Raw genomic sequence first — 25,807 nt, 5'->3', positions numbered from 1 at the left:
TTTATGACCTGAGGATTCGTTTTGCGAGCAGGACGCCAACTCTCTTCCCCACTACGTCTGTTAATGTGCCTGATTATCGGGCTTGTCCTGTCTGGTTGTGCTGGAAATTCATCCAAATCAGAAGGCAGCTACAGCGGCTCGGTCTATACCGTGAAGCGGGGCGATACGCTTTCGCGCATCTCGCGGATGACGGGCACGAGTGTAGGGGAACTGGCGCGCCTTAACGGCATCTCGCCGCCGTATAACATCAACGTCGGCCAGAAACTGAGGGTGAGTGGTTCGGCAAAATCCTCCGGCAGTAAGAAATCCAGCGCGACGCAGACGGCGAAGGTTATTCCGTCCTCCGCCGTTCCGCAGTCCTCATGGCCGGCGGTAGGTCAACGCTGCTGGCGCTGGCCCGCCACCGGCAAGGTGGTGATGCGTTACTCCACCTCGGAAGGCGGCAATAAGGGCATTGATATCGCGGGTAGCCGTGGTCAGCCGGTCTACGCGGCGGCGGCGGGGAAGGTGGTCTACGTCGGCAATCAGCTTCGCGGCTACGGCAACCTGGTCATGATTAAGCATGACGAAGATTACATTACCGCCTATGCGCATAACGATAAGCTGATGGTGAACAACGGACAAAACGTGAAGATTGGTCAGCAGATTGCCACCATGGGCAACTCGGATGCGGACTCCGTGAGGCTGCACTTCCAGATTCGCTATCGCGCCACGGCCATCGACCCGCTGCGCTATTTGCCGCCGCAGGGTAGCAAACCGAAGTGTTAAGCGGTTATTTTATCGTCACTTAGCGGCCTAAAGACTTGCCAGGCGAGGCGTAACGTTTATAATGCTCCTCGCACACCTTAGCGGGCGTAGTTCAATGGTAGAACGAGAGCTTCCCAAGCTCTATACGAGGGTTCGATTCCCTTCGCCCGCTCCAAATCTCATTTCTCTATATTTTTCTAATTCATTAATGATGGCGTAAGGTAAGACTCTGGCAAGACTTCCTAAAATCGCCCAACAAGACTGTAGCGCGATTGTAGATAAATAGAATAGCGGAATGCGTATTCGTGCGTTAGCACGTAAATATGGTGCATCCAGAGCGACTATTGCTACAGCTTTACTCAAGGTGGGATAAATAATTACATGCTTTTCCGGCATACATTATAAATAATGTATTCAGCTTCTTTCGGCGTTTTACCGGCTAAATCGGTATAAACCGTGTGGGCGATGTAGTGTGCAAACACGATGTTCTGTTCAGTAATGCCCAGTTTGCCTCTTAACCCTTCTATTTGTTCATCAAACATAGATTGCGGGTCTTGATTATCTCTGCCTGCTGCAATGTTACGGGCCATCGTTGCCCACGAATTACAAAGAGTCTCGTTTTTAGCGCTGCTTAATTCGTTCTCCAGCACTTTGTCACCGGAAATTACGTGTTGTGCCCAAGCTGAATTGTTGGCGATGAATTTCTTCGAATCGGTCGCTATACCGTACTCGACTCGAATGCCACTATCGTGATAGCTCCCGTCACCGTCTTTACTAGCTAACTTTAAAGAAATTCGACAGCCTGGAATTGTTTTATGATCCTTAACTGAAACAAAGACAGTATCCGTGTCGCAATCAGCAAAGCTATCATCAGGGTTAGCGTATGTATTCGTTTTGATGAGTAGTCCGGTAAGACCGTTTTTGTAGCCTTTTGCTGGCAGCGTTTTAAAAGCGTTGCGATCGCCCTTTTTTATTGCTTCCCGAAAGTGATCCATTCCAATGCGGGTTGCTAGTTGATCAATGCTCTCCGCTGCATAAGATAAAGATGGCACAGCGACTAAAATAATGGTCAGCAAAGACTTGGCTGGAAAACTGGACTTAGTAATCTGTGTTTGTGACATGTTGTTATCCTTCAGAATTCACCCCTGCGGCGTTGGTCATCGCATCATAGACCGTTGGCATGGAATGTCACTATTGGAGTGCGGCTCTTTGGTGGGTACCTACGCAAATTCAGGGGAAAGAAAAAAACCTTTGAACTATGTTGTTTCCCGAAGCATTAGCGTGTCTCCTTAGCCTGGAGACCGCAAAATAGCGTTGGCCTCACCCTGGCGTATCTGTGGTCAGATAGGGAAGAATTAAGAACTAGAGTAGTTAAAAAATTTAAATTTTAAATTACTGAATAAATAGTTACCGCGTGCGGTGAATGAACGCATGTTTTATCTAGAACTGCTCGCTTTAAGCACTCTTATCACATTAAAATGCGGGGCGTAACGTAGGTGTTTCAGTGGCGTTTTACTTAAGCAAAGGAGAGCAGATTTGAAAAATAATCATTTAATATCAGATGGTTTACTAACCTCGCTGAGCGTTCTTGAATTACTGTCGCTTCATTCCGAAATTTTAACTGAATTGCGTTCAAGAGATGTAATACGAACCAAGAATAATCCTGTAGGTGACTATGCTGAATGGCTGGTTTCTGAAGCACTAGGTATGACTCTTCTCAGTAATTCGTCGGCGGGCGCTGATGCCATCGATTCTGATGGTTTGAAAGTGCAGATCAAAGCGAGGAGAGTTACGCCGGATAATCCTTCACGGCAGCTTAGTGCCCTACGTAACTATGAAGCAGCCGACTTTGATTATTTAATCGCGGTTATTTTCGATGAAGATTACAACGTTCTTGATGGGTACAAAATTCCGCATGAAGTAATACGAGATTACGCGCGGCATAGCGATCACGTTAACGCACGCATCATTAACCTCAAAGGGGCGATTCTTGCTGATCCTCGAGTCACTTCTATCAAAGAAAGTCTGGCTGTCAGCAATCCAGTTTCAATAGATGAAGCATCTATCCAAACCTCTCCGTTAGAGACTGGGGAGAACGTTTTGGAGCAGCAAGAGAGGATAACAGGCCACGCTACGCTGGCTGAGCACCTCAAGGCTATCGGAATGGAGTGTTTCGTAAACTACTACCATCATTTTGCCGATTCAAACTTATCAAGCGCTGACATCATTGAGCAAATGCACTCATGCGAGGGATATACAGAGAAGAGCTGTCGGACCCGTATCAGTAAAGCGCGAAAAGTGATCAGGGATGGTTTAAGTATTGAAGCGCTCACGTTGATCGCTCACTCAGGGCGAATACAAGATTCTGTCAAAAAAGAGGTACTTGAACTTATCCGTGATCTTAAATAGTACGTGTTGTTGCTTCTCCTGTATTGCATCTAATTTTATTAATAAATTCATATTATTATGTGGTGTGGGGATATTGCCCCCTCCTGGAAGGCGAGTCTCATCGGCACGGATATTATGGCGCGTTGAAGAGACGGCGAAGACGCATATGTCAATGGATACACTTGCCATACCACCACGCCAGGCGGTGAAAATATCGAATATCACCGCCTCGTCGCCCATCATTGTCTCTCCACGTTTTCCCGTTCCGCGGCTATCAGGCGTTGCGACCAGCCATCACGCCCCCATCAACGTCCCAGATGGCGCCTGTCACCCAGCTCGCTTTATCGGAAAGCAGGAAGGAGACCGCTTCTGCAACATCGGCAGATGTACCAACTCGACCAATCGGATGGAAGCTGTCAAAACTATTCATCACAGAGCCAACCTCTTCTTTCGGGATAAAGCCTTCGTAAATTGGCGTGTGTACCACCGCTGGAGAAACCGCATTGACGCGGATCCCATTACCGCCCAGCTCAATGGCCAGGTTTTTGGTCAGCGCGTGCAGACCCGCTTTCGCCATCGAATAAGCCGAAGAAGGCGTGGCACCAATGGCCTGCTGCGCCCACATTGAACCGATATTGACGATAGCGCCGTGAATCCCGGCATTCACCATGTTGCGTACCACGTCACGGGTGATGAAGAAGGTGGCGCGGTTGATGCTCATATACATGTCATAGTCCGCCGTCTCGTGCTCGGTGAACGCTTTTGGGAAGAATACGCCGGCGGCGTTGACCAGCAGGCTGATGTCCTGATGTTCCGCATTAATGGTGTTGATGACGTGCTGCATTCCCTCTTCCTTCATCAGGTCGGCAATGATGATAGAGACCTGACCGTCGGCCATCAGCGCCTGACGAGCCTGTTCAGCTTTATCCTGACGATTCCCGACCAGTACGACGCTGCCGCCATTTTTCAGTACCAATTTTGCGGTTTCAAAGCCCATACCGCTTGTACCGCCAACCACTAACAATTTTTTACCGGAGAATAATGCGCTCATTGCAGACCTCATTTGTCATGTACGTTTCAACGGCGACATGCCGTTTGCTGTGGGGGCATGATGACAGCGAGTACAGAGGGTGACGAATCAGAAGATATCGCTAAGCGGTAAAGAAAAACTATCTCGTGATGCAAGAATGATGGTTCCTCGTGGGATGAGGGCAACGTAAGGCATTACCTGAGAGGGAATACCGTCTTAGGGGATATGAGTAAAGGGGGATAATTAGCTACTAAAAATGGTTGTTTTTATATTTCTAATCATTAATGCCCTCGCTCGATTTCTACTTAATTCGTAGGTTTATTCTTTATATTAATATTATTAGGTATCGTAACTATTGTTGAAAAATAAGTAACCAACGAAACTATTTTTCTTTATTGCATTGATTTTAATGAATAAAATTGTTTTATAAAGATATGTAAGTCTAATGTAAATTAATCTTTTGTGTGATCTAAAACGCTATTTTCGATTAGTCAATCGTGCATTTCTTGAGCTCTGTCACGTCTCTCAATCCGATACATTCATGAAATAAATCTTTACGATCTTGATCACTAAAATATCTTTCTTAAAAAAATAAAATGCAATTTCATAAAAATGAAACATAATTCCAATTGAGGGTTATTGCATGTTTAAGAAATCTCTGGTCATGATTGCTTTATGTGGCGCATCCTTCGCAGCATCCGCAGTGACAGTCGATCTCCGTCATGAATTTATTGATGGTGGCAAAACAGATAAAACTAACGCAGACCGTGTTTCAGTTTCTCACCGCTTCGCGAACGGATTTGGTTTCTCGGTAGAAGCGAAATGGAAATCAGGCGGGGATAATACCGATCAACCGTTCTCCGACTTTGTCGGCAACGGCCATGAAGAATCGATTAGCTACCAATACAAATTCAATAAAAACTTCTCTATTCAACCAGGCTTTAATATCGAAAGTAACGATAGCCGTTCTATTTATAAGCCGAATCTGCGCGTACAATACAGCTTCGATAGCGGCTTCTACGTCGCCGCACGTTACCGCTACGACTACACCCGTTACCCGTCAAATGCTAACAAAGACGATGATAAGGTGAACCGTGGTGACGCATGGGCAGGTTATGTGTTCGGCGACTGGCGTACCGAGCTGAACTACGTTTATGCGCGCAGTTCAGAAGGTAATGCACGTAACAACAATAAACCGTACTCCCAGGAATATAACGTCAAAGTGGCGTACAAAATCGATAAAAACTGGGCGCCATACGGCGAGATGGGTAACGTAGGCGTAAACGACCGTGACGACCGCCAGACCCGTTTCCGTGTAGGTGTGGCATACTCGTTCTAATATATCTCTCTTAGCAATAGCCCCGGCATAATTGTCGGGGCTGCACCTTTTCTTTTTCCATATCGTCAGGTATGAAAATGTAGATTCTTTATTATGCGGCTTCTGCTGCCGTCTATTTTTAATTCTGTGGCATCGTATCGATACTCCTCCATCTCCAACGGATAAAAACTTTCTCGCTGCGTTTTTTTGCGATAGGTGATGATTCATCCCCCTGGACAGGTCTATGCTTAGTCTCGAACCTATATAAAAATTAGAGGCAATGTCATGGATAAGGAACTACTGGACGCAGGTTATCGTGTCTATACCGGGGAGAAGATTGACGTCTACTTCAATACGGCGATTTGCCAGCATTCTGGGAACTGCGTGCGCGGAAGCAGCAAGCTGTTCAACCTGAAGCGCAAGCCGTGGATCATCCCGGATGAAGTCGATGCGCAAACGGTAGTACGCGTTATCGACACCTGCCCAAGCGGGGCGCTGAAATACCGTCATCATGATTAAGCGAGGGATACATGGAAATTCTGGAAGGGCATAACAAGTTTTACGTCAACGACGGCGACGGTAACCAGGTGGCGGAAATCGTCTTTGTTCCCACCGGTGAGCACCTGAGCATTATTGAACATACCGATGTTGATGAGAGCCTGAAGGGGCAGGGCGTGGGTAAACAACTGGTGGCAAAGGTGGTTGAGAAAATGCGTCAGGAACAGCGCAAAATCATTCCACTGTGCCCGTTCGCCAGGCATGAGTTTGATAATACCCGCGAGTATGACGACATTCGTGCCTGAAATGTGGCGCCAGCTTAGGCTGGCGCACCTTTTTTAGCGGAGCTGTTCAACTAACAGGGCAACCGCGATAAGCACCATCAAACCGCCTGAAATACGGCTGACAACCCGTGACGCCTGTGGGCGACTCGCCAGCAACGCGCGTGAACCGTAGCCCACCAGTAAATAGATAATCGTGCAGGTAATAAGGTGCATCACCCCAAGTGCCGACATCTGCATAGCCACCGACCACCGTCCGTGTGGGTCGGTGAACTGTGGCAGCAGCGCCAGAAACAGTAAAAATACTTTTGGGTTCAGGCCGCTGATGCACAGACCTTTTAATGCCCACTGGTTCCAGCCACCACATTCCTGAGAAGCGCTGGCGACCGTTGCCGGATGGCGCAACAGCGATATGCCGAGCCACAGCAGATAGCACGCGCCCAATAGGGTAATGACCGATAGCGCCAGCGGATGTCCGGCAATGAGCACGCCCACCCCAGCCACCACTACGACGGTTGCCAGCAAATGTCCAGACATCAGCCCCGCCACTGCTGGAACGATGCTGCGCCCGTGGATCCCGGCGCTGATGGTATAAGCCCAATCGGCCCCCGGCGTCATGATCAGCAAAAACGAAACCAGCCAGAATCCCGCAACCAAACTCATCTCCATGCCCGATACTCTCCGCGCTTACCCATGACGTTAGCCTTTAAAAACCGTACTGAATGTCAGGAAAGAATATCGTTATTGCCACGCAATGAGCTTTCAATGTTATGCTGAAAACCCGGTCGGAATGAGAGAATCTTCTAAATGGATAGCATTGATCGAAAAATTCTTGCTGAACTACAGGCCGATGGCCGTTTATCTATCACCGAGCTCGCTGAACGGGTGAATCTGAGTTTATCGCCGTGCCACCGACGCTTGCGGGTGCTGGAGCAGGAAGGGGTGATTACCGGCTACCGCGCCAACCTGGACCCAGGAAAAATGGGCTTTAACTTTGTGGCGTTGGTCTTTGCGACGCTGAAAGAGGGCGACAGAAAGGCGGTCAGCGCGTTTGAAGAGGCGGTGGAAGAGATCCCGCAGATCGTGATGGCCCAGCGTCTGTTTGGCGATCCGGACTATCTGATGCAGGTGGTGACGCGCGATCTCTCTTCGTTCCAGAAGCTCTACGATCAAAAGCTATCCGCGATGCCGGGCGTGCAGCACCTGCGTTCAACGCTGGTGATGAAAACGGTGGTGCAGGACCGGCCTTTCCCGCTGGAGACGCTGAAATAATTTCAGTTGCCATGTATTTGGCTGAAACGATTCGTGTGCTAATATTTATGCGTAGGGGATGGCATTCCCCCTTGAACCGCCGTGTGGCTGATGATGCCTGTTTGTATTCCTGGACCGGGAATGAACAGGCACACCTCTATCGCGTCCAGGATGATTAATTCATCTGAGGATGCGTCAATGCTCTCTGAACACTTCGCTCGTAAAAATTCGCTTTTCTTCCTGATACAGTGGCTCTTGCTGGCTGTCGTGATGGCCGTGCTGGTTGGCTCTGCATCTGCGCTGTTCCTCTTTTCCCTGGATTGGGCAACCACCACGCGTCTGCAACATCATTGGCTTATCCTGCTGCTGCCCTTTGCCGGTTTTGCGGTGGGCTGGATTTACCTGCGTGTTGGTCGCTCGGTTGAAGCGGGAAATAACCTGATTCTGGAAGAGGTGCATAGCCCGGCTAACACTATCCCGCTGCGGATGGCGCCGCTGGTGTTTATCGGCACGGTCGTTTCTCATCTGTTTGGCGCGTCTGTCGGCCGTGAAGGGACGGCGGTACAAATGGGCGCCTCGATAGCCGATCGGTTCACGCCGCTGCTCGGGCTTGATAACGATGCGCGTCGCATGGTGCTGATGGCGGGCGTCAGCGCGGGCTTTTCCTCTGTGTTCGGTACCCCGCTCGCCGGGGCGATTTTTGGTCTCGAGGTCATGGCGATTGGCCGCATGCACTACACCGCGATCTTTCCCTGCCTGGTGGCCGCAGTGGTGGCAGACCAGGTTGGCCTGATGTGGGGCGTGCACCATACGCACTACGCGATGTCATCCATCCCGGCGGTATCGGCCTGGACGCTGGCGGCGGTTATCGTCGCTGGCTGCTGCTTCGGTCTGGCTGCGCGCGTTTTTGCTGATGCGACGCATCTGGTCGGGGGCATGATGAAAAAATGGATTGCCTACGCACCGCTGCGCCCGTTTATCGGCGGGGCCGTTATCGCGGCGGCAGTCTACTTGCTGCACGCCGATCGATACATTGGTCTGGGGATCCCCGTTATTGTCGATGCTTTTCAGCATCCACTGGCACCGTGGGACTTCCTCGGTAAGCTTATCTTTACCGTTGCTTCGCTCGGCAGCGGGTTTAAAGGTGGCGAGGTGACGCCGCTTTTTTATGTGGGGGCAACGCTTGGGAACGCGCTCGCACCGCTGCTTCATCTGCCGTTTGCCTTCCTGGCGGGGCTGGGCTTTGTCGCGGTCTTTGCCGGGGCGGCAAATACGCCGATTGCCTCGATGCTGATGGCAATTGAACTGTTCGGTGCTGACGTCGGCGTTTATGCGGCGATGGCCTGCGTGGTGGCCTATCTGGTTTCAGGTTACACCAGTATTTATCGCTCTCAGCGGGTGGCCTGTCTGAAACACAGCATTGTGCCGGAAGGGATAAAGCTGGCGGAGCTTCCTGCCTGGCAGCGTGAAAATCGTCGTCCGGAAGCGGTCGTTGAGGATACGAAAGCATCATGACTCGTAGCTTCATTGCAAAAATGTAAATAACTAACTCAATATTTGTTATTTCAGAATGACTGCGCATTCTGGCTATCTTGATTTCAGCCCACTTTCGGCATCGAATCAGGAGAAACCAGAATGAGCAGACAGATCAAATTAGGGGCTTTCCTTCCCGGCGGCGGCCAGCATATTGCGGCGTGGCGTCACCCGGACTCCCCGGCCGATGGCGCAACCAGCTTCGAATTTCATAAACAGCTTGCCCAGACCGCCGAGCGTGGTCTGTTTGATGCCTACTTCCTGGCCGATGGCCTGGCGATTCCCGCTTCCGGCGTCACCGATGGCGGCACCGCCAAAGTCGCAGGTTTCGAGCCCGTCACCCTGTTTTCCGCGCTGGCCCCGCTGACGCAGAACATTGGTTTTATCGCCACCGCCTCCACCACCTATGAAGAACCCTACAACCTGGCGCGCAAGTTCGCTTCGCTGGACTTGATTTCGGGCGGGCGTGCTGGCTGGAACGTGGTGACCACCGCCACTGAAGCCGCGGCGCACAACTTTAATCTGGACACCCAACACCCGCATGAATACCGCTATCAGCGGGCGAAAGAGCACGTTGAGGTGGTGAAAAAACTGTGGGACAGCTTTGAGGACGACGCGTTTTTGCGCGACAAAGCCTCAGGCCAGTTCTTCGATCGCAGTAAGGTGCATAACACCGATCACGTCGGCAAATTCTTTAAGGTGCGCGGGCCACTGAACGTGCCGCGTTCAGCCCAGGGTCAGCCGGTCATCGTGCAGGCGGGGCAGTCTGAAAGCGGCCGCACGCTGGCTGCCGCCACCGCCGAGGTTATTTTTACATCACACCAACATCTCAACACCGCGCAGGACTTCTACCGCGATATTAAATCGCGTGCCCGCGCCGTGGGTCGCAACCCGAACCACGTGCTGATTATGCCTGGCGTCGCGCCGTTTATTGGCCGTACCGAGGAAGAAGCCAAAGAGAAGTACCACAAGCTCACTTCACTGATTGTGGAAGCTGACGGTATCGCTTTGCTGAACGGGCTGGCCGGTGGCGGTATCGACCTCGGTAAATTTGACCCTGACGGCCCGTTGCCGCCGCTGCCAGTCACTGAAGGCATGAAATCGCGTCCTGAGCTGATTCGCCAGATTGCCGACGAAAACAACTTCACCATTCGCCAGCTCTACCAGTGGGTGGCGACCGCGCGCGGTCATTTCACCGTGGTGGGCAGCGCCGAGCAGGTGGCGGATACGCTGCAGGAGTGGTTTGAAAACGAAGCCGCGGACGGCTTCAACGTGCTGCCGCCGTGGCTTCCGGGCGGACTGGATGACTTTATTGAGCTGGTGGTGCCGATTTTACAAAAACGCGGCCTGTTCCGTACTCAGTACGAGGGCAAAACGCTGCGTGAAAATCTGGGGCTGCCGTTTGCCAGCAATCGCTATAGCGCCGTGCGCGACAGCAAAGTGGCTTAAGGAGGCACTATGTTCTACTCCACGACCCGCATTCGTCTGAAGGCGCGCGTACAGAATAAGCCTGCGTATCTGCTGTGGTACCAGCGCAGCCTGTCGCTGATTGCGCGCTACGGCCTGCTGGTGCTGTTCTTCGCCGGTTGGCAAATCGCCAGCACCGCCGGCTGGCTGAACGCGGCGATTATCCCGCCGCTGGATAAAATCTTTATTGCGCTGTGGAACGGTATAACGCAAGGCGCATTGCTGGGCGATATCACTATCAGTCTCCAGCGCGCCGGGCTGGCTTTTGCCGCCGCCATCGTCGTGGGGATCCCGCTAGGGCTGTTTATGGGGCAAATTCGCCCGCTGGAACAGGCGCTGGACCCCATTTTACAACTGTTCCGCCAAACCTCGGCGCTGGCGCTGTATCCGATCTTTATTCTGCTGTTAGGGCTCGGAGAAACATCTAAAGTGTTCGTGATTTTCTGGGCGGCGCTGTTCCCGATTCTGCTGTCGACCATCAGCGGTGTGAAAGAGGTGGATACCAAACTGCTGGAGATGGCGCGCACCTTTGGTGCCGGACGTATGACGCTGTTCTATCGGGTGATTGTTCCCGCCTCCGTGCCCTCTATTTTTATCGGTCTGCGCCTGTCGGCCACCACGGCGTTGCTGCTGTTGATTGCCGCCGAAATGATCGGTGCGAATCAGGGGATCGGTTTTAGGGTGATGAATGCGCAATATAACTTCCAAATACCCATGATGTTTGCCGCGATATTTCTGCTGGCTTTTGCCGGACTATTAGCTAATGCGATTCTGGTTGTACTTCAACGTCGCTTGTGTCGATGGAATATCCGTAGCCGTTAATTTTGCACGTTATTTTGCGTTTTTACTTATCGCCATAAAGGAATTTTTATAATGAAAAAACAGTTCTATTCTGCGTGGGTTGCGGTGCTTTTCTTATTGGGTATTAGTGCGTCGGTTCGCGCTCAGGATGAGGTGACGATGCGTTATATGGCGAGCTACGGCGGTATTTCCGCTCATGAACTGGCGGAAGCGCTGGGATATTTTAAAGGCACCGGGGTGTCGATTAAAAACGCCGGTTATGCCAGCGGCGGCCCGGAGTCTTTATTTGCTCTGGCTTCAGGCAGCATTGATATCGGGTCGGCTGCCACACCGGCGGTTATCAACGCTATCGCCAACGGTAACGACTTTGTGGCGGCTTATCCCACCAACGGTATCAACGAGACCACCAAATCCATCTTCTACGTGAAGGAGGATAGCCCGATTAAGTCCATCAAAGATTTAGTCGGAAAAAGCGTGGCGGTAAACACCCTGGGCGCCCATCTGGACTACACCCTGCGTGAAGCGCTGCACCAGGCGAATCTGCCGGAAAACGCCGCCAGACCGGTAGCGGTTCCGGGCCCGCAGCTTGAGCAAACTCTGCGTTCTGGGCAGGTTGACGTTGCGGCCTTTGGCTACTGGCAGACGACGTTTGAAGGCGTTGCGCGCAGCCACGGTGGCCTGCGTCCAATCTTCAACGACGCCGACGTGTTGGGGCCGATTGCCGGGGGTTTTACGGTACTGAGTTCAGACTTCGTGAAGCAGCATCCGGACGCGGCACGTATCTTCGTCGTGGAGTCGGCGCGTGCGCTGGACTACGCTCGTGAGAACCCTGCGCAGGTACGTGAGATCATGGCGAAGATCCTCAAAGAACGCGGTGAAAACCCGGATGTGGCGCAGTACTTCACCGGCTACGGTGTACGTAAAGGCGGGCTATCAGAGCCTCATGACGTGCAGTTCTGGCTGGATATTCTTGAGCGCGACGGCGTGCTGAAAAAAGGCCAGCTCAAAGCGTCAAATATTTTGCTGAAAACGGAAGGTGTATGATGACATCAACCCCGCAGACCGCCCGCGGTGATATTTCTATTCGCCGCTTACGTAAGACCTTCTCCCTTGAGGGGAAGCCGTTTGATGTCTTCCGCGACCTTAATTTACAGATTGAAAGCGGGCAGAGTATTGCTATCGTCGGGCCCAGCGGCTGCGGGAAAACCACGCTGCTGCGAATCCTCGCGGGGCTTGAAACGCCGGACGCGGGCGATGTGGTGATTGACGGTCAGGCGGTGCATGGGATGAGCCGCGAACGAGCGGTGATTTTCCAGGAGCCGCGCCTGCTGCCGTGGCTGACGGTGCTGGAAAACGTCAGCTTCAGCCTGGATGTCCAGGGCGTACCGCGTAAGCAGGCCAGAGCGCGGGCGAAAGAGGCGATTGAGCTGGTGGGGCTCAGCCACTGTGAACAGGCGCTGCCCAACCAGCTTTCCGGCGGCATGGCCCAGCGTGTCGGCATTGCCAGAGCGTTGACCATCCAGCCGGAGATCCTGCTGCTGGATGAGCCGCTGGGGGCGCTCGATGCGATGACCAAAATCACCATGCAGGAGGAGCTGGCCCGCATTCGCGATGTGGAAAAGATGACGATGGTGTTGGTCACACACGATCTGGAAGAGGCGATTTATCTCGCCGACCGCGTGATTATTTTACCGAAAATTAAAGGCGACCCGATTCGCATCATTGAAGTGACATTGCCGCAGCCGCGCGAACGTAGCAGTACGGATTTTGTCCTGCTGCGCCAGCAGCTTATGGCGGAATTCGGTCTGCATTAATTTCGTGAATTAAACTGAAATTATTTAAATTTTATTTCCACGCAAATAATACGGATGATTTTTTTAATTAAAAAAAGCAAAGTGGTAATTTGTTAATAACTCTAAGTGGAAAGTGAGTGGTATTTTAAAATAATGTAAAAGTGCGCTACTATTGGCGCACACATTACATTTAGCTATGCGAATATCATCATTATGCCTGCTATTAATAAAAAACTATTTTCTCTGGCGACCATCGCGCTGCTGGTCAATTCAGCGGCTTACGCAAATACCGATACCACCGAAAAAACCGATGTCCTGCTGATTGGCGGCGGTATTATGAGTGCTTCTCTGGGCACCTGGTTGCAGGAATTGCAGCCTGACTGGAAACAGGTGATGGTTGAGAAGCTCGACAAAGTCGCGCTGGAATCATCTAACGGCTGGAATAACGCCGGTACCGGTCACTCCGCCAATATGGAACTGAACTACACGCCGGAACGCCCAGATGGCACCATCGACGTGACCAAGGCGCTAGAAATTAACGAACAGTTTATGATTTCCCGCCAGTTCTGGTCTTCGCAGGTGAAGCGCGGCATTCTGAATAATCCGCATAGCTTTATTAACTCCACGCCGCACATGAGCTTCGTCTGGGGCGACAAAAACGTTGATTACCTCGGTAAACGTTACGATGCGCTGCAGAAAACTACGCTGTTCCAGGGCATGAAATTCTCCACCGATCATCAGCAAATTGCCCAGTGGGCGCCGCTGGTCATGGCTGGTCGTGACCCGCAGCAAAAAGTGGCTGCTACCTGGACGCCAGTGGGCACCGACGTTAACTACGGTGAAATTACCCGTCAGCTGATAGGCAGCTTGCAAAAGAACAACCACTTCACGCTGCAAACCTCCTCTGAAGTGACCGAGTTTAAACGCAACGGCGACAACTCCTGGCATGTGACCATTGAAGATGTGAACAGCGGCAAGCAGCACGCTATCGACGCGAAATACGTCTTTATCGGTGCAGGCGGCGGCGCGCTTAAACTGCTGCAAAAAACCGGCATTCCAGAAGCGGATAACTATGCGGGCTTCCCGGTAGGCGGTTCCTTCCTGATGACGGAAAACCCTGACGTCACGCGTCAGCATATGGAAAAAGTGTACGGCCAGGCTTCCGTTGGGGCACCGCCGATGTCCGTGCCGCATATCGATGCGCGCTTTATTGATGGTAAACGCGTGGTACTGTTCGGGCCGTTCGCCACCTTCTCCACTAAGTTCCTCAAACAAGGTTCGTTCTTCGACCTGTTAAGCACCACCACGACCAGCAACGTCATGCCGATGACTCACGTAGGTCTGGATAACTTCGACCTGGTGAAATACCTGGTAAGCCAGGTGATGCTGAGCGACGACGACCGCTTTGCTGCGCTGAAAGAGTACTACCCAGAGGCGCGTAAAGAAGACTGGAAGCTGATTCAGGCCGGCCAGCGCGTGCAGATTATCAAGAAAGATGCCGACAAAGGCGGCGTGTTGAAGTTGGGTACCGAAGTGGTGGTTGACCAACAGCGCACCATCTCCGCGCTGCTGGGTGCATCTCCAGGTGCGTCTACCGCAGCGCCAATCACCCTGAACGTGATTAAGAAGCTGTTCCCGGAGCAGTTCAACTCACCGGAATGGCAGAGCAAAATTCGCAATATCGTACCGAGCTTTGGCCAGAACCTGAACGGCAACGTCGCGCTGACCCAGCAGGTTTGGGATGACACCGCCGCCACGCTGGAGCTGACCAAACCGCCGGTTATTCAGATGCCAGCGGCACCGGTTGCTCAGGCAAAACCGGCAGAACAGCCAGCGAGCGCGTCACCGCAGCACGACATGGCGCTGTAATCGCATCATGATTGCCGGATGGCGGCTCCGCCTTATTCGGCCTACAAAAAAGCCTGCCAGGTTACCCTGGCAGGCTTTTTTACATCCGCAATTACTAAACCGTAGCCCGTCCAGGCGGAGCGCCGCCGGGAACCGGAATTACCTTACCCGAAGAACATCACCGACACGCACAGCAGACCGACAATCAGCGTAATCAGGCTACCAATAGAACGGTAAGGCTTGAGCGACGGAATCAGGTAGGTCGACAGCGTCGGCATGATAAACAGAATCATGGCAATCAGCGGGCCGCTGATGGCGTAGATCATTGAGATAGCGTTCGGGTTAATGCAGCAGACGATAAAGGTCACCGCCGACACCAGCAGGATAGATAGCCCGCGGTTAAAGGAACGGCTTTTGCGAACGCCAACCTGGTTCAGCGAGGATTTCACCATCTCGCTTGCCCCTTCAATTACCCCGAAATAGGTGCCGAGGAACGATTTTGACATCGCCACCACGGCGACCACAATCCCGGAAATCGACAGCCAGCTCGGTGAGTTCGGCATCATCGACAGCGCAGAAAGAATGGTTACGCCTTCGGCCTTCGCCGTGTTGATATAGGACGGCGGAATCGACATCAGGCAACTGAACACGAAGAACAGCACGCTCAGGCAGATGATCAGATACGCCACCTTCATGATTTTTTTGCATTTACCCATGGCCTGCTCGCCATATTTCTCCCGCCGGTCAATAGCGAAGGTGGAGATAATCGGCGTATGGCTAAAAGCGAAAACCATCACGGGAATGGATAACCACACCTGGTGCAACGTATGCGTGCTGACTTCCATCTGCGTGGTCAGCAGCGACGGCTGCCAGCTTCCGGTCAGGTAGATAGACAGGAACAGGAAGTAGGCAATCAGCGGGAAGACTAGCATGCCCATCACTTTGATGGTCGTCTGACGACCCGTCAGGAAGATCAGGTTCAGCAACAGTACAACGCCAAGACTCACTAACGCTCGCGTGGTGAGGTCGACCGGCATGTGGTGACCAATTTGCTCGGTGAGCGAGTTGGTAATGGCGACCGCGTAAATCAATACCACCACGAAGAAGGCCACGAAGTAGAGCGTGGTAATCAGGTTACCGATCTTCTTGCCGTAATAGTGGCTGACGGCACCGGTAATACCAACGCTTGCCGGGGTGTTAGCAGACAGGATGAACTGACATAGGGCGCGATGCGGCCAGTAGGTCAGGGGCCAGGCGACGAGGGCGGTAATAAACAGCACCACGGCACCGGCGGCGCCAAGCTGGATGGGCAGGAAAAGGGTCCCCGCGCCGACGGCTGTGCCATATAGGGCAAAGCTCCATAGCGTCTCTTCTTTAGACCAAATTTTAGACATTATCTGAATATATCAACCATAAAACCAAAAAAATGGCGGATAATTTACCATAATTAGCTTTTCGTGTGGCTGAACATTTTCAGACCGATTGTTATCGGCCTGAAAAGCAGATTAATTTTGCGCGTAAAGGTTCTGTTGACGGCGCTTGATAATGCGCTCGCGCAGCATGTCGTACACCCAGTTGTAGAGCATGGTGTAGGGCAGGAAGAACAGGAAGAAACCAATCTCCAGCGTGAGGGCCTGCAGAAGCGTTACGCCCAGCACCCACGACACGATGCTTACCCCGATAACGATAAACCCGCACTCAAAGCCGAGCGCGTGCAGCGCACGAACCTTAGCGGTACGGATAACACGGGTTACCGGCCAGAAGCGGTCGAATCCGGCGTTATAGATGATGTTCCAGATCATCGCGGTGGTAGCCAGAATCACCGTTAGCCCGCCCATTTCAAGTACGGAGCGCTGCATCAGGTAGGCCGCGGTAGGGGCGAGGATCGCGGTGGCGATCCCCTCGAAGCACACGGCATGGAAGATACGCTCCGGGAGTTTTCTGCGATGTAATGAATCGTTTTGCATTTTGTGACCTTTGATTTATGGAAGGCAATAGTGCGCATTTTATGGATAAATATGATAAGTAAAAGATAGAAACCATCGATAAAGTAGATACATCATGCGCTATTCTCCCGAAGCCCTGACGGCGTTTGTCGAAACCGTCTCCTGCGGCTCTTTCTCAGCGGCGGCGCGTCGTCTGCGAAAGAGTCAATCGACCATCAGCACCGCCATCGCGCATCTGGAAGCGGATCTCGGCGTGACGCTGTTCGATCGCTCCACGCGCCAGCCGCTGCTCACCGCCGAAGGACAGCGGGTGCTGAGCTACGTGCAGGCCATTCTGAGCGCCAGCGAACGGTTGGATGAGCTGGCGGTGTCGCTGAGTGGCGAGACCGAGGCGCGGCTCACCTTCGTGCTTTCCGATACGCTGCATCCGGATGTGCTTGAAGATCTGCTGGCCCAGTTTGACCGCCGCTTCCCGCATACGGAGTTTGAGTGCCTGGTAGGGGAAGATGACGACGTTGTCGATCTCCTGCAAAAAGGGCGCGCGCAGGTGGGGTTGATTGAAGCGCGGGATAGCTATCCTACCGATATTGGCCATACCCGATTGCCGATGCAGACTCGCATGGCGATTTACGTGTCGCCTACGCATCCCCTGGCCGCCGAGCGGGGGCTGGAGTGGGAGCAGTTGAGCACCTGGCGTGAGCTGCGGCTCAACACCTATCTGGAAAACCACACCACGCCAGCGCGTGGGCCAGTGTGGTCTGCGCCAAACTATCTGATGCTGCTGAGCATGGCAGCACAGGGGCTTGGCTGGTGCGCGTTGCCCTGCGCGCTGGTGGATGAATTTGCGCGGTCCGCAGAGCTGACTATGCTGGATATAGTGGGCTGGCCAATTTCGGTATCAACCGATCTGCTTTGGCATAAGGCCTCACCGCTGGGCGCTGCGGGAAGCTGGTTGCGACAGTATCTACAGCAGGTTTCCGCCTAGCGGATTTGATATGAATTTCCTTTGTGATAAAACTCACTTTTTTTAAACAATTACGAAAATAGTTGATAACAATCATCTACTATACGCGGATAAATTTGCGCTGAGGTCGAGATGAAAGACGTCGTTATCGTAGGTGCTGTCCGCACGCCCATAGGCTGTTTTCAAGGGGCGCTTGCCCGTCATTCTGCCGTGGAGTTGGGGAGCCTGGTGATTAATGCTCTGGTTGAGCGTAGCGGCATTTCTGCCGCGACGATTGACGAGGTGATCATTGGTCAGGTGCTGACAGCGGGGACCGGACAAAACCCGGCACGACAGTCTGCGATTAAAGGCGGTCTACCCAATACCGTTTCGGCTATCACCATCAATGACGTTTGCGGCTCCGGGTTGAAGGCGCTGCACCTGGCGACACAGGCGATTCAGTGCGGTGAAGCCGACGTGGTGATTGCCGGTGGGCAAGAAAACATGAGCCGTGCTCCGCACGTGCTAACCGACAGCCGTACCGGCGCTCAGCTTGGCAACAGCCAGCTTATCGATAGCCTGGTGCACGACGGCCTGTGGGATGCTTTCAACGACTACCATATGGGCGTGACGGCAGAGAATCTGGCGCGGGAATACGGTATCAGCCGCGAACAGCAGGATGCCTGGGCGCTCAGTTCCCAGCATAAAGCCCGCAGAGCTATCGACTCCGGACGTTTTCGCGATGAAATTGTGCCGGTGGTGAATCCGCAGCCGGGCGGCCCGCGAATTGTCGACACCGACGAGCAACCGCAAACTGATGCCAGCGCCGAAGCGCTGGCTCGCCTTGTTCCCTCTTTTGATCATGCAGGGTCGGTAACAGCGGGCAATGCGTCATCGATTAATGATGGCGCGGCGGCGGTGCTGATGATGAGCGAAAGCAAAGCGCTGGAGCTCGGGCTGCCGATCCTGGCGCGGATCCGCGCGTTTGCCAGCGTCGGTGTCGATCCTGCATTGATGGGGATTGCACCGGTTTATGCCACTCGTCGCTGTCTTGAACGTGCTGGCTGGCAGTTGAGCGATGTGGATTTAATTGAAGCCAATGAAGCTTTTGCAGCGCAGGCCATTTCGGTGGGCAAGATGTTGGAGTGGAACGAACAGAAGGTGAACGTGAACGGCGGAGCGATTGCATTGGGGCACCCTATCGGTGCTTCAGGCTGCCGTATCCTGGTTTCACTGGTTCACGAAATGGTGAAACGCGATGCCCGCAAAGGGCTTGCCACGTTGTGCATTGGTGGTGGTCAGGGCGTTGCGCTGGCCGTGGAACGAGATATTCAGTAATAACGCTTTAGCTTCCTCGTAATTACCCTATCCCAGAAAGGCCTCAACAGAGGCCTTTTTTGTTTCTCTGCACTGAGTTACGCGAACATCGCTGTGATTTTGTCTAGTTCATTCCTTTATGAATTTATGTTTATTTGTGTCGGTTGTAAATCTTATGCATGAGAAGATACTTAGTCGAATTATTAGTTAAACATAAATTATTACTATTGCTAAGAATAACGTACGTTATTTTAATTTGAATAACTCATTGAAAATATTGTTTTTTATTTTTATAAAAATAAAAGTATGTGATCCGTATTATATTTTTTGCGGCTAGTTTCTATTTTTTGTTGAGCTTTATCACGTCCTCCTTGTGCCACTTTTTCTGAAACAAATAATTACGATCCTGATCACTAAAATGCATATCCGGAAAAAATAAAATCAAATTTCATAAAAAAGAAACATAATTTTAATTGAGGGATGGCAAATGTTTAAGAAAACTCTGGCCCTGGCCGTATTAACTGGCATGTCTTTCGCTGCTTCGGCGGTTACCGTTGACCTGCGTCATGAATATATTGACAGTGGATCTAACGCGGACCGTGTTGCGGTGTCTCATCGCTTTGATAATGGTCTTGGTTTTGGCGTGGAAGCAAAGTGGAAGACGGGCGGTGATACTGATAAACAGGATCGTCCGTTTAACGAAATCGTCGGTAATGGTCATGAAGAGTCCATTAACTGGCGCTGGAAGGCGACGGATAATTTTGCCTTGAACCCAGGCTTTAACATTGAAAGTAAAGACAGCTTCTCAATCTACAAACCTTATCTGCATGCGCAGTACAGCTTTGATAACGGTTTCTATGTTGCGGCTCGTTACCGTTATGAATATACCCGCGTACCGGCAAGCGGCGGCGTTGACGATAAAGTCAATAAAGTGGATACCTGGGTTGGTTGGGCGATGGGCGACTGGCGCGTAGAGCTGAACTATGTGTACGCGCGTAGTACGGTGGCCGACGATCAGCATAAGAGCCTGTATCGTAACGACAACAAACCGTACAGCACCGAATATAACGGCAAGCTGGCGTATAAATGGGATAAGAACTGGTCCCCGTACTTTGAAGTGGGCAACGTGGGCGTGAAATCTACCGATGAGCGTCAGACCCGTTTACGTGTCGGTGTGGCTTATTCCTTCTAAATAAATTCGGACCCTCATCCGTTATCCCCCCGGAGCATTTGGCCGGGGGTTTTCGTTTTTGTGGGGGCTCTTATCTAAAAGGCGTGAATGCTCAGAAAGGCACAATGTATCCCCTCGCCCCTTTGGGGAGAGGGTTAGGGTGAGGGGAATGTACGCACGGAGTAAAACCCTCACCCCAACCCTCTCCCTTAAAAAGGGAGAGGGGGCAGTCCGTGCGAGGGAATAATATTGTGCGCTCTTTCTTCTTTCCTGAACAACAGGCAAAAAAAGGCCCTCCGAAAGGAGGGCAAGGCCAGTTACAGAAACACAAAACTCAGAAGGTAATTATGCTTTCACTAATACACGTTCAGAGGGCAGCTTAGCGATGTACAGCGCCGGCTTGCCGTCCTTGTCAGAGCTGAACAGCACCGCGCTATCATCCGGGGTAAAGGACGGATGCGGGTGAGTCACCTGACGGCTGTTTTGTACCGTTGCCCACGACGTATCGTGACGAGCAACGCGGAAGTAGGCCTGTTTCGCCACGTCAAAGGCGTACAGATATGGATCGTTATCGATGGTGTAGCCGCTGGTGTCTTTCACATCAACTGGCGTACCGGAACCGTCACCAACCAGCATAGTGCCGTCGAAGTTACTCATCAGGTGTGAGCAGGCAGGCATCTGCATCAGCGCTTCGTTTACGTTGGTATCCGGGTTGAAGCGGTAGATTGTGCGGCCCTGCTTCCCTTTCAGGTAGGAGACGTACACCAGCGCGGAGCCGTTTGGTACCCAGAATTCATGCGTGCAGCTTTCGCCTTCCGCATGTTCTTTTACTTTGCGAACGTTAGTGCCGTCTTCGTTGACCAACCACATGCGCGCGTCCACCAGGTCATGCGGGCCTTCATGGCAGAATGCGACGGTGCTGTCGTCAAACGGACGGTAAATTGGGTGACCAAGCCAGATTTTTTCTTCGTGGATCACCGCGCTTTCGCCGGTTTTCAGGTCAACGCGCAGCAGGCGGCAGTGCGGACCTTTATGGAAGAAATCGTGGAACAGCTGCCAGTCGTTCAGCGGCGTCCAGTCGCTTTTCGCAATCTCAATGCCAACCAGCTTGGTGCAGTCGCTGTTAGAGACCCAGGTGCCGTAGCCAACCCACTCTTCCGGCACGCGGTACACTTCGCGCTCGGCCAGGGTTTTCAGGTTCACTTCCAGCAGGGTGCGGTCGTTCTTCACGTAATAGAGTGATTTATCATCTGGAGAGAGGAAACCACCAAACGTATTGTCGCCCGCGCCTTCGGTAAGCTGTACCGCTTCGGCGTTAGCCACGTCCAATAAGTAGTAGTTCCAATGGCCATCGAACTCGCCGGCAAATAACAGATGACTGCCATCATTAAAGAAACACTTCTGATAGAAGTAGTTACGATGACAAGTTACCTCCGGTGGCGTTAAGCGGGTGACCTCCGCGCCGGTATCTGGGTCGCGGCTGACCTCATAGTTCAATTTAACCCGCATGCCTTTAGCCATGATGCTCTCCTTTTACTCAAGCGGTCTCGGGGTGCTATCTCCCTCACAGGCCGATTTAGATGTTATTTTAAAAACTGAGTGTCAATTTATCAAAACAGCGTTTCATTGTTTGTGATGTCAGACTCACTTTATACGAAAAATCATCATCTCTGCTACTTTTTTGAGAAGCCATTCATCGCGTTGTCAAGCCCACCTTTGTTTTCACGTCGTCCTTTCCACTAAAGTGGTAATTTTTCAAAGAAAGCTGTAACTGAATGAATAATATTGTTTTTTATTTTTTCACAACGCGGATGAGGTGCGTATTCGTGATCGGTTTTGCATTTTTGAGAATATTACCCAGGAAAAATGAAACGATGTTTTATTTGCAATTGAAAACCCATTTCATCAGGGATAAGATACAAGCAATAAACAAATCGGAACGTAGTTTCGTTTCAATAAATAGAACATAAGACCACATTATCCTGGAGGTTCAGGTGGAAGTACGACAGAGCATTCATAGCGCTCATGCTAAAACGCTGGATACGCAGGGTCTTCGCGATGAGTTTTTAGTTGAGCAGGTTTTCAAGGCTGATGAATACACCATGGTGTATAGCCATATCGACCGCATTATCGTTGGCGGCATTATGCCGGTAGCGAAAACAGTCTCCGTCGGCGGTGAAGTCGGTAAACAGCTTGGCGTCAGCTATTTCCTTGAGCGTCGCGAGCTTGGCGTTATCAACATTGGCGGCGCGGGTACGATTACCGTCGACGGCCAGTGCTACGAAATTGGTCATCGCGATGCGCTTTACGTAGGTAAAGGCGCGAAAGAGGTGGTGTTTGCAAGCGTCGATGCGGCGAAACCGGCGAAGTTTTACTACAACTGCGCACCGGCCCATACGACTTATCCGACGAAAAAGGTCACGCCTGCGGACGTTGCGCCAGTGACGCTTGGGGATAACCTCACCAGCAACCGACGCACCATCAATAAATACTTTGTTCCCGATGTGCTGGAAACCTGCCAGCTCAGCATGGGCCTGACCGAACTGGCGCCGGGCAACCTGTGGAACACCATGCCGTGCCATACCCATGAGCGCCGCATGGAAGTGTACTTCTACTTCAACATGGATGAAGACAGCTGCGTGTTCCATATGATGGGGCAGCCGCAGGAGACGCGTCATATCGTCATGCATAACGAACAGGCGGTGATTTCACCGAGCTGGTCAATTCATTCCGGTGTCGGTACCAAAGCGTATACCTTCATCTGGGGTATGGTCGGCGAGAACCAGGTCTTTGATGACATGGATCACGTCGCAGTGAGGGATCTGCGCTAGTCGCGGACAGCATTAGATTAACAATGCCTGTCCGGTACAGGCGCAAAACGACAAGGAATTAAAAATGATTTTGGATTCATTCTCTCTGCAGGGCAAAGTTGCCGTAGTGACGGGTTGCGATACCGGTCTGGGTCAAGGTATGGCGTTAGGTCTGGCGGAAGCGGGCTGTGATATCGTCGGTATCAACATCGTTGAACCAACCGAAACCATCGAACGCGTTACCGCGCTGGGCCGCCGCTTCCTGAGCCTGACCGCTGACCTGCGTAAAATCGATGGCATCCCTGCGTTGCTGGAGCGTGCGGTGGCTGAATTCGGCCATATCGATATCCTGGTGAACAACGCGGGCCTGATTCGTCGTGAAGACGCGATCGACTTCAGCGAAAAAGACTGGGACGACGTTATGAACCTGAACATCAAGAGCGTGTTCTTCATGTCTCAGGCGGCGGCTAAGCACTTCATTGCACAGGGTAACGGCGGCAAAATCATCAACATCGCGTCCATGCTCTCCTTCCAGGGCGGTATCCGCGTGCCGTCTTACACCGCTTCCAAAAGCGGCGTTATGGGCGTTACCCGCCTGATGGCGAACGAGTGGGCGAAACACGGTATCAACGTGAACGCGATTGCGCCGGGCTACATGGCTACCAACAACACCCAGCAGCTGCGTGCGGACGAAGAGCGCAGCGCGGCTATCCTTGACCGTATCCCGGCGGGGCGTTGGGGTCTGCCAAGTGACCTGATGGGGCCAATTGTCTTCCTGGCGTCTCCGGCATCTGACTATATCAACGGTTATACCGTTGCGGTTGATGGCGGCTGGCTGGCGCGTTAAGTTCGCGTTTGGATGATAAAAAACCTGCTTCGGCAGGTTTTTTTATGTCTGCGGGATTCCCAGCGTCGCTTTGCTCGACCGGGCTCTTTAATCATCCATATCCATATATTCATTTAGTCCATGCTGTTCTGCCCATCAGGAAATAGTAACGCATGTGTAATAGGGTTTTTTGCCGATGTGTAACGGGTTTCCCTTCCATGCGAAAGTCTAATGTCCATCACAAAACGGACCTGTGCAGCAATATAGTCCATATTAATAACGTTTCTCGCCTGACAGCCTGGCGTGGCTATCTCGTATTTTCATCTCATGTTTTATTTTGTCAGGCGGGAAAAAAATGACTTCAATCAGTAACGATTCAACGCTAGTACCGGGTGCGCAACGTGATACCCGGCGTATGAATATGTTTGTTTCCTTTGCTGCTGCGGTGGCGGGTCTGCTTTTTGGTCTGGATATCGGGGTCATTGCCGGGGCGCTGCCCTTTATCACCGACCACTTCGTGTTAACCAACCGCCTGCAAGAGTGGGTGGTGAGCAGCATGATGCTGGGTGCGGCGATTGGCGCACTCTTTAACGGCTGGTTGTCATTCCGCCTGGGACGTAAGTACAGCCTGATGGTGGGTGCCGTACTGTTCGTTGCGGGTTCTCTTGGCTCTGGGTTTGCCGTCAATGTCGAAATGCTGCTGGCCGCCAGGGTTATCCTCGGGGTGGCCGTCGGGATTGCTTCGTATACCGCACCGCTGTATCTATCTGAAATGGCGAGCGAAAATGTGCGTGGCAAAATGATCAGCATGTATCAATTGATGGTTACGCTGGGCATTGTGATGGCGTTTCTCTCCGACACCGCGTTTAGTTACAGCGGCAACTGGCGCGCGATGCTCGCCGTACTGGCGCTGCCTGCTCTGGTGCTGATTGTGCTGGTGGTCTTCCTGCCGAACAGCCCGCGCTGGCTGGCGGAAAAAGGCCGCCATATTGAAGCGGAAGAGGTGCTGCGCATGCTGCGCGACACTTCTGAAAAAGCACGTGACGAGCTGAACGAAATTCGTGAAAGCCTGAAGCTCAAGCAGGGCGGTTGGGCGCTGTTTAAGGTGAACCGCAACGTGCGCCGCGCGGTGTTCCTCGGCATGCTGTTACAGGCGATGCAGCAGTTTACCGGCATGAACATCATCATGTACTACGCGCCGCGCATCTTCAAAATGGCGGGCTTCACCACCACTGAGCAGCAGATGATTGCGACCCTGGTGGTCGGCTTAACCTTTATGTTCGCCACCTTTATTGCGGTGTTTACCGTCGATAAAGCCGGACGTAAACCGGCGCTGAAAATTGGCTTTACGGTGATGGCTATCGGTACGCTGGTACTGGGCTACTGCCTGATGCAGTTTGATAACGGTACCGCGACCAGCGGGCTCTCCTGGCTCTCCGTCGGCATGACCATGATGTGCATTGCGGGCTATGCGATGAGCGCCGCACCGGTGGTGTGGATCCTCTGCTCTGAAATTCAGCCGTTGAAATGCCGCGACTTCGGTATCACCTGTTCGACCACCACCAACTGGGTGTCGAACATGATTATCGGCGCGACCTTCCTGACGCTGCTGGATTCCATCGGTGCGGCGGGAACGTTCTGGCTGTATACCGCGCTGAATATCGCCTTTATCGGCGTGACCTTCTGGCTGATTCCGGAAACCAAAGGGGTTACGCTGGAGCACATTGAACGTAAGCTGATGAAAGGCGAGAAATTGCGGGATATCGGCGTCTGATTGAGTGCCCGGTGGCGCTACGCTTACCGGGCCTACAGGTAGCGCCAAATGCAGACCGGGTAAGG

At 52.3% G+C, this 25,807-nt stretch carries 23 protein-coding genes, 1 tRNA gene, 1 pseudogene and 1 riboswitch; of the genes and pseudogenes, 19 read left to right on the top strand and 6 right to left on the bottom strand.

Annotation, left to right across the window (positions count from 1 at the left end; genetic code table 11):
* Positions 1-21 precede the first annotated feature (21 nt).
* Together actS and RDN66_RS08950 are read left to right on the top strand one after the other, a co-directional pair.
* Positions 22-768 (top strand): amidase activator ActS, encoded by a 747-nt coding sequence (gene actS, locus RDN66_RS08955; protein ID WP_035895576.1) that lies wholly within the window; start codon positions 22-24, stop codon positions 766-768.
* A gap of 80 nt (positions 769-848) precedes the next feature.
* A tRNA-Gly gene (locus tag RDN66_RS08950) sits at positions 849-922 on the top strand.
* 456 nt (positions 923-1,378) lie between these two features.
* Here RDN66_RS08950 and RDN66_RS08945 read toward each other — a convergent pair.
* Positions 1,379-1,868 (bottom strand): annotated as a pseudogene (locus RDN66_RS08945) (hypothetical protein); the annotation flags it as partial.
* A 415-nt stretch (positions 1,869-2,283) separates the two neighbouring features.
* On the opposite strand from RDN66_RS08945, the gene RDN66_RS08940 reads away from it, so the two are divergent.
* Positions 2,284-3,156, top strand: a complete 873-nt coding sequence (locus tag RDN66_RS08940) for a hypothetical protein (RefSeq protein WP_202217221.1) — start codon at positions 2,284-2,286, stop codon at positions 3,154-3,156.
* A 253-nt stretch (positions 3,157-3,409) separates the two neighbouring features.
* Here the strand turns inward: RDN66_RS08940 and RDN66_RS08935 are convergent, their stop codons facing one another.
* Positions 3,410-4,186, bottom strand: a complete 777-nt coding sequence (locus RDN66_RS08935; protein ID WP_202217222.1) for an SDR family NAD(P)-dependent oxidoreductase — start codon at positions 4,184-4,186, stop codon at positions 3,410-3,412.
* A 622-nt stretch (positions 4,187-4,808) separates the two neighbouring features.
* Between RDN66_RS08935 and RDN66_RS08930 the strand changes: the two genes are divergently transcribed.
* The 3 genes from RDN66_RS08930 to RDN66_RS08920 all read left to right on the top strand — a co-directional run bounded on the left by RDN66_RS08930 (position 4,809) and on the right by RDN66_RS08920 (position 6,286).
* Positions 4,809-5,504 carry an oligogalacturonate-specific porin KdgM family protein gene (locus RDN66_RS08930; protein WP_308537790.1) on the top strand — a complete coding sequence of 232 codons (696 nt, stop codon included), beginning with the start codon at positions 4,809-4,811 and terminating at the stop codon, positions 5,502-5,504.
* A 264-nt stretch (positions 5,505-5,768) separates the two neighbouring features.
* Positions 5,769-6,002, top strand: coding sequence for a 4Fe-4S mono-cluster protein YjdI (gene yjdI / locus RDN66_RS08925; protein ID WP_035896502.1), 234 nt, complete (start codon positions 5,769-5,771; stop codon positions 6,000-6,002).
* 11 nt (positions 6,003-6,013) lie between these two features.
* Positions 6,014-6,286, top strand: coding sequence for a GNAT family N-acetyltransferase (locus RDN66_RS08920; protein WP_035896503.1), 273 nt, complete (start codon positions 6,014-6,016; stop codon positions 6,284-6,286).
* A 33-nt stretch (positions 6,287-6,319) separates the two neighbouring features.
* Here RDN66_RS08920 and RDN66_RS08915 read toward each other — a convergent pair whose 3' ends face one another.
* Positions 6,320-6,931, bottom strand: a complete 612-nt coding sequence (locus tag RDN66_RS08915) for a LysE family translocator (protein WP_202217223.1) — start codon at positions 6,929-6,931, stop codon at positions 6,320-6,322.
* Between the two features lie 138 nt (positions 6,932-7,069).
* On the opposite strand from RDN66_RS08915, the gene RDN66_RS08910 reads away from it, so the two are divergent.
* The 7 genes from RDN66_RS08910 to mqo all read left to right on the top strand — a co-directional run bounded on the left by RDN66_RS08910 (position 7,070) and on the right by mqo (position 14,976).
* Positions 7,070-7,534, top strand: a complete 465-nt coding sequence (locus RDN66_RS08910; RefSeq protein WP_035896505.1) for an Lrp/AsnC family transcriptional regulator — start codon at positions 7,070-7,072, stop codon at positions 7,532-7,534.
* Positions 7,535-7,579: 45 nt separating this feature from the next.
* Positions 7,580-7,641, top strand: a riboswitch (Fluoride riboswitch).
* A gap of 70 nt (positions 7,642-7,711) precedes the next feature.
* Complete coding sequence (locus RDN66_RS08905) at positions 7,712-9,028, top strand: voltage-gated chloride channel family protein (RefSeq protein ID WP_308537789.1); 1,317 nt, start codon at positions 7,712-7,714, stop codon at positions 9,026-9,028.
* A gap of 120 nt (positions 9,029-9,148) precedes the next feature.
* Positions 9,149-10,495: an LLM class flavin-dependent oxidoreductase gene (locus RDN66_RS08900; RefSeq protein WP_035896507.1), complete on the top strand. Its 1,347-nt coding sequence runs from the start codon at positions 9,149-9,151 to the stop codon at positions 10,493-10,495.
* A gap of 9 nt (positions 10,496-10,504) precedes the next feature.
* Complete coding sequence (locus RDN66_RS08895) at positions 10,505-11,335, top strand: ABC transporter permease (protein ID WP_035896509.1); 831 nt, start codon at positions 10,505-10,507, stop codon at positions 11,333-11,335.
* Positions 11,336-11,386: 51 nt separating this feature from the next.
* Positions 11,387-12,358, top strand: a complete 972-nt coding sequence (locus tag RDN66_RS08890; RefSeq protein ID WP_308537788.1) for an ABC transporter substrate-binding protein — start codon at positions 11,387-11,389, stop codon at positions 12,356-12,358.
* Positions 12,355-13,128: an ABC transporter ATP-binding protein gene (locus RDN66_RS08885; RefSeq protein ID WP_115073723.1), complete on the top strand. Its 774-nt coding sequence runs from the start codon at positions 12,355-12,357 to the stop codon at positions 13,126-13,128. The genes RDN66_RS08890 and RDN66_RS08885 overlap by 4 nt, the downstream gene beginning before the upstream one ends.
* 192 nt (positions 13,129-13,320) lie before the next feature.
* Positions 13,321-14,976, top strand: coding sequence for a malate dehydrogenase (quinone) (mqo, locus tag RDN66_RS08880; RefSeq protein ID WP_123650665.1), 1,656 nt, complete (start codon positions 13,321-13,323; stop codon positions 14,974-14,976).
* A 143-nt stretch (positions 14,977-15,119) separates the two neighbouring features.
* On the opposite strand, the gene RDN66_RS08875 is transcribed toward mqo, so the two are convergent.
* Both RDN66_RS08875 and RDN66_RS08870 read right to left on the bottom strand, forming a co-directional pair.
* Positions 15,120-16,349: an amino acid permease gene (locus RDN66_RS08875; protein ID WP_202217224.1), complete on the bottom strand. Its 1,230-nt coding sequence runs from the start codon at positions 16,347-16,349 to the stop codon at positions 15,120-15,122.
* Positions 16,350-16,460: 111 nt separating this feature from the next.
* The gene (locus RDN66_RS08870; protein WP_035897650.1) at positions 16,461-16,922 is read right to left on the bottom strand and encodes a multidrug/biocide efflux PACE transporter; all 462 of its coding nucleotides are present in this window, start codon (positions 16,920-16,922) and stop codon (positions 16,461-16,463) included.
* A gap of 94 nt (positions 16,923-17,016) precedes the next feature.
* Here RDN66_RS08870 and RDN66_RS08865 point away from each other — a divergent pair, with 94 nt between their 5' ends.
* The 3 genes from RDN66_RS08865 to RDN66_RS08855 all read left to right on the top strand — a co-directional run bounded on the left by RDN66_RS08865 (position 17,017) and on the right by RDN66_RS08855 (position 20,353).
* Complete coding sequence (locus RDN66_RS08865; RefSeq protein ID WP_035897651.1) at positions 17,017-17,886, top strand: LysR family transcriptional regulator; 870 nt, start codon at positions 17,017-17,019, stop codon at positions 17,884-17,886.
* Positions 17,887-17,997: 111 nt separating this feature from the next.
* The gene (locus RDN66_RS08860; RefSeq protein WP_035897652.1) at positions 17,998-19,182 is read left to right on the top strand and encodes an acetyl-CoA C-acetyltransferase; all 1,185 of its coding nucleotides are present in this window, start codon (positions 17,998-18,000) and stop codon (positions 19,180-19,182) included.
* Positions 19,183-19,648: 466 nt separating this feature from the next.
* Positions 19,649-20,353 carry an oligogalacturonate-specific porin KdgM family protein gene (locus RDN66_RS08855; protein ID WP_035897654.1) on the top strand — a complete coding sequence of 235 codons (705 nt, stop codon included), beginning with the start codon at positions 19,649-19,651 and terminating at the stop codon, positions 20,351-20,353.
* Between the two features lie 324 nt (positions 20,354-20,677).
* On the opposite strand, the gene RDN66_RS08850 is transcribed toward RDN66_RS08855, so the two are convergent.
* Positions 20,678-21,853 (bottom strand): oligogalacturonate lyase family protein, encoded by a 1,176-nt coding sequence (locus RDN66_RS08850; RefSeq protein WP_202217225.1) that lies wholly within the window; start codon positions 21,851-21,853, stop codon positions 20,678-20,680.
* 473 nt (positions 21,854-22,326) lie between these two features.
* On the opposite strand from RDN66_RS08850, the gene kduI reads away from it, so the two are divergent.
* The 3 genes from kduI to RDN66_RS08835 all read left to right on the top strand — a co-directional run bounded on the left by kduI (position 22,327) and on the right by RDN66_RS08835 (position 25,742).
* Positions 22,327-23,163, top strand: a complete 837-nt coding sequence (kduI, locus tag RDN66_RS08845) for a 5-dehydro-4-deoxy-D-glucuronate isomerase (RefSeq protein WP_115073724.1) — start codon at positions 22,327-22,329, stop codon at positions 23,161-23,163.
* A 64-nt stretch (positions 23,164-23,227) separates the two neighbouring features.
* Positions 23,228-23,989, top strand: a complete 762-nt coding sequence (gene kduD / locus RDN66_RS08840; protein WP_115073725.1) for a 2-dehydro-3-deoxy-D-gluconate 5-dehydrogenase KduD — start codon at positions 23,228-23,230, stop codon at positions 23,987-23,989.
* Positions 23,990-24,323: 334 nt separating this feature from the next.
* Positions 24,324-25,742 (top strand): sugar porter family MFS transporter, encoded by a 1,419-nt coding sequence (locus tag RDN66_RS08835; protein WP_202217226.1) that lies wholly within the window; start codon positions 24,324-24,326, stop codon positions 25,740-25,742.
* Positions 25,743-25,807 lie beyond the last annotated feature (65 nt).

Origin of the sequence: uncultured Kluyvera sp., assembly GCF_902485085.1 — a bacterium.
Taxonomy (GTDB): Bacteria; Pseudomonadota; Gammaproteobacteria; order Enterobacterales; family Enterobacteriaceae; genus Kluyvera; species Kluyvera ascorbata.
Note: the sequence above shows the minus strand (reverse complement) of the source record. Positions and strands in the feature narration are given on the sequence as shown.

Excerpts from the sequence above, each read along its gene's own strand:
- RDN66_RS08900 (WP_035896507.1), top strand. The coding sequence starts at position 9,149 with ATGAGCAGACAGATCAAATTAGGGGCTTTCCTTCCCGGCGGCGGCCAG.
- RDN66_RS08905 (WP_308537789.1), top strand. The coding sequence starts at position 7,712 with ATGCTCTCTGAACACTTCGCTCGTAAAAATTCGCTTTTCTTCCTGATA.
- kduD (WP_115073725.1), top strand. The coding sequence starts at position 23,228 with ATGATTTTGGATTCATTCTCTCTGCAGGGCAAAGTTGCCGTAGTGACG.
- RDN66_RS08870 (WP_035897650.1), bottom strand. The coding sequence starts at position 16,922 with ATGCAAAACGATTCATTACATCGCAGAAAACTCCCGGAGCGTATCTTC.
- RDN66_RS08850 (WP_202217225.1), bottom strand. The coding sequence starts at position 21,853 with ATGGCTAAAGGCATGCGGGTTAAATTGAACTATGAGGTCAGCCGCGAC.
- RDN66_RS08930 (WP_308537790.1), top strand. The coding sequence starts at position 4,809 with ATGTTTAAGAAATCTCTGGTCATGATTGCTTTATGTGGCGCATCCTTC.
- RDN66_RS08865 (WP_035897651.1), top strand. The coding sequence starts at position 17,017 with ATGCGCTATTCTCCCGAAGCCCTGACGGCGTTTGTCGAAACCGTCTCC.
- RDN66_RS08890 (WP_308537788.1), top strand. The coding sequence starts at position 11,387 with ATGAAAAAACAGTTCTATTCTGCGTGGGTTGCGGTGCTTTTCTTATTG.
- yjdI (WP_035896502.1), top strand. The coding sequence starts at position 5,769 with ATGGATAAGGAACTACTGGACGCAGGTTATCGTGTCTATACCGGGGAG.
- RDN66_RS08915 (WP_202217223.1), bottom strand. The coding sequence starts at position 6,931 with ATGGAGATGAGTTTGGTTGCGGGATTCTGGCTGGTTTCGTTTTTGCTG.
- RDN66_RS08860 (WP_035897652.1), top strand. The coding sequence starts at position 17,998 with ATGAAAGACGTCGTTATCGTAGGTGCTGTCCGCACGCCCATAGGCTGT.
- RDN66_RS08920 (WP_035896503.1), top strand. The coding sequence starts at position 6,014 with ATGGAAATTCTGGAAGGGCATAACAAGTTTTACGTCAACGACGGCGAC.
- RDN66_RS08875 (WP_202217224.1), bottom strand. The coding sequence starts at position 16,349 with ATGTCTAAAATTTGGTCTAAAGAAGAGACGCTATGGAGCTTTGCCCTA.
- RDN66_RS08895 (WP_035896509.1), top strand. The coding sequence starts at position 10,505 with ATGTTCTACTCCACGACCCGCATTCGTCTGAAGGCGCGCGTACAGAAT.
- RDN66_RS08885 (WP_115073723.1), top strand. The coding sequence starts at position 12,355 with ATGATGACATCAACCCCGCAGACCGCCCGCGGTGATATTTCTATTCGC.
- RDN66_RS08935 (WP_202217222.1), bottom strand. The coding sequence starts at position 4,186 with ATGAGCGCATTATTCTCCGGTAAAAAATTGTTAGTGGTTGGCGGTACA.
- RDN66_RS08910 (WP_035896505.1), top strand. The coding sequence starts at position 7,070 with ATGGATAGCATTGATCGAAAAATTCTTGCTGAACTACAGGCCGATGGC.
- RDN66_RS08855 (WP_035897654.1), top strand. The coding sequence starts at position 19,649 with ATGTTTAAGAAAACTCTGGCCCTGGCCGTATTAACTGGCATGTCTTTC.
- RDN66_RS08835 (WP_202217226.1), top strand. The coding sequence starts at position 24,324 with ATGACTTCAATCAGTAACGATTCAACGCTAGTACCGGGTGCGCAACGT.
- mqo (WP_123650665.1), top strand. The coding sequence starts at position 13,321 with ATGCCTGCTATTAATAAAAAACTATTTTCTCTGGCGACCATCGCGCTG.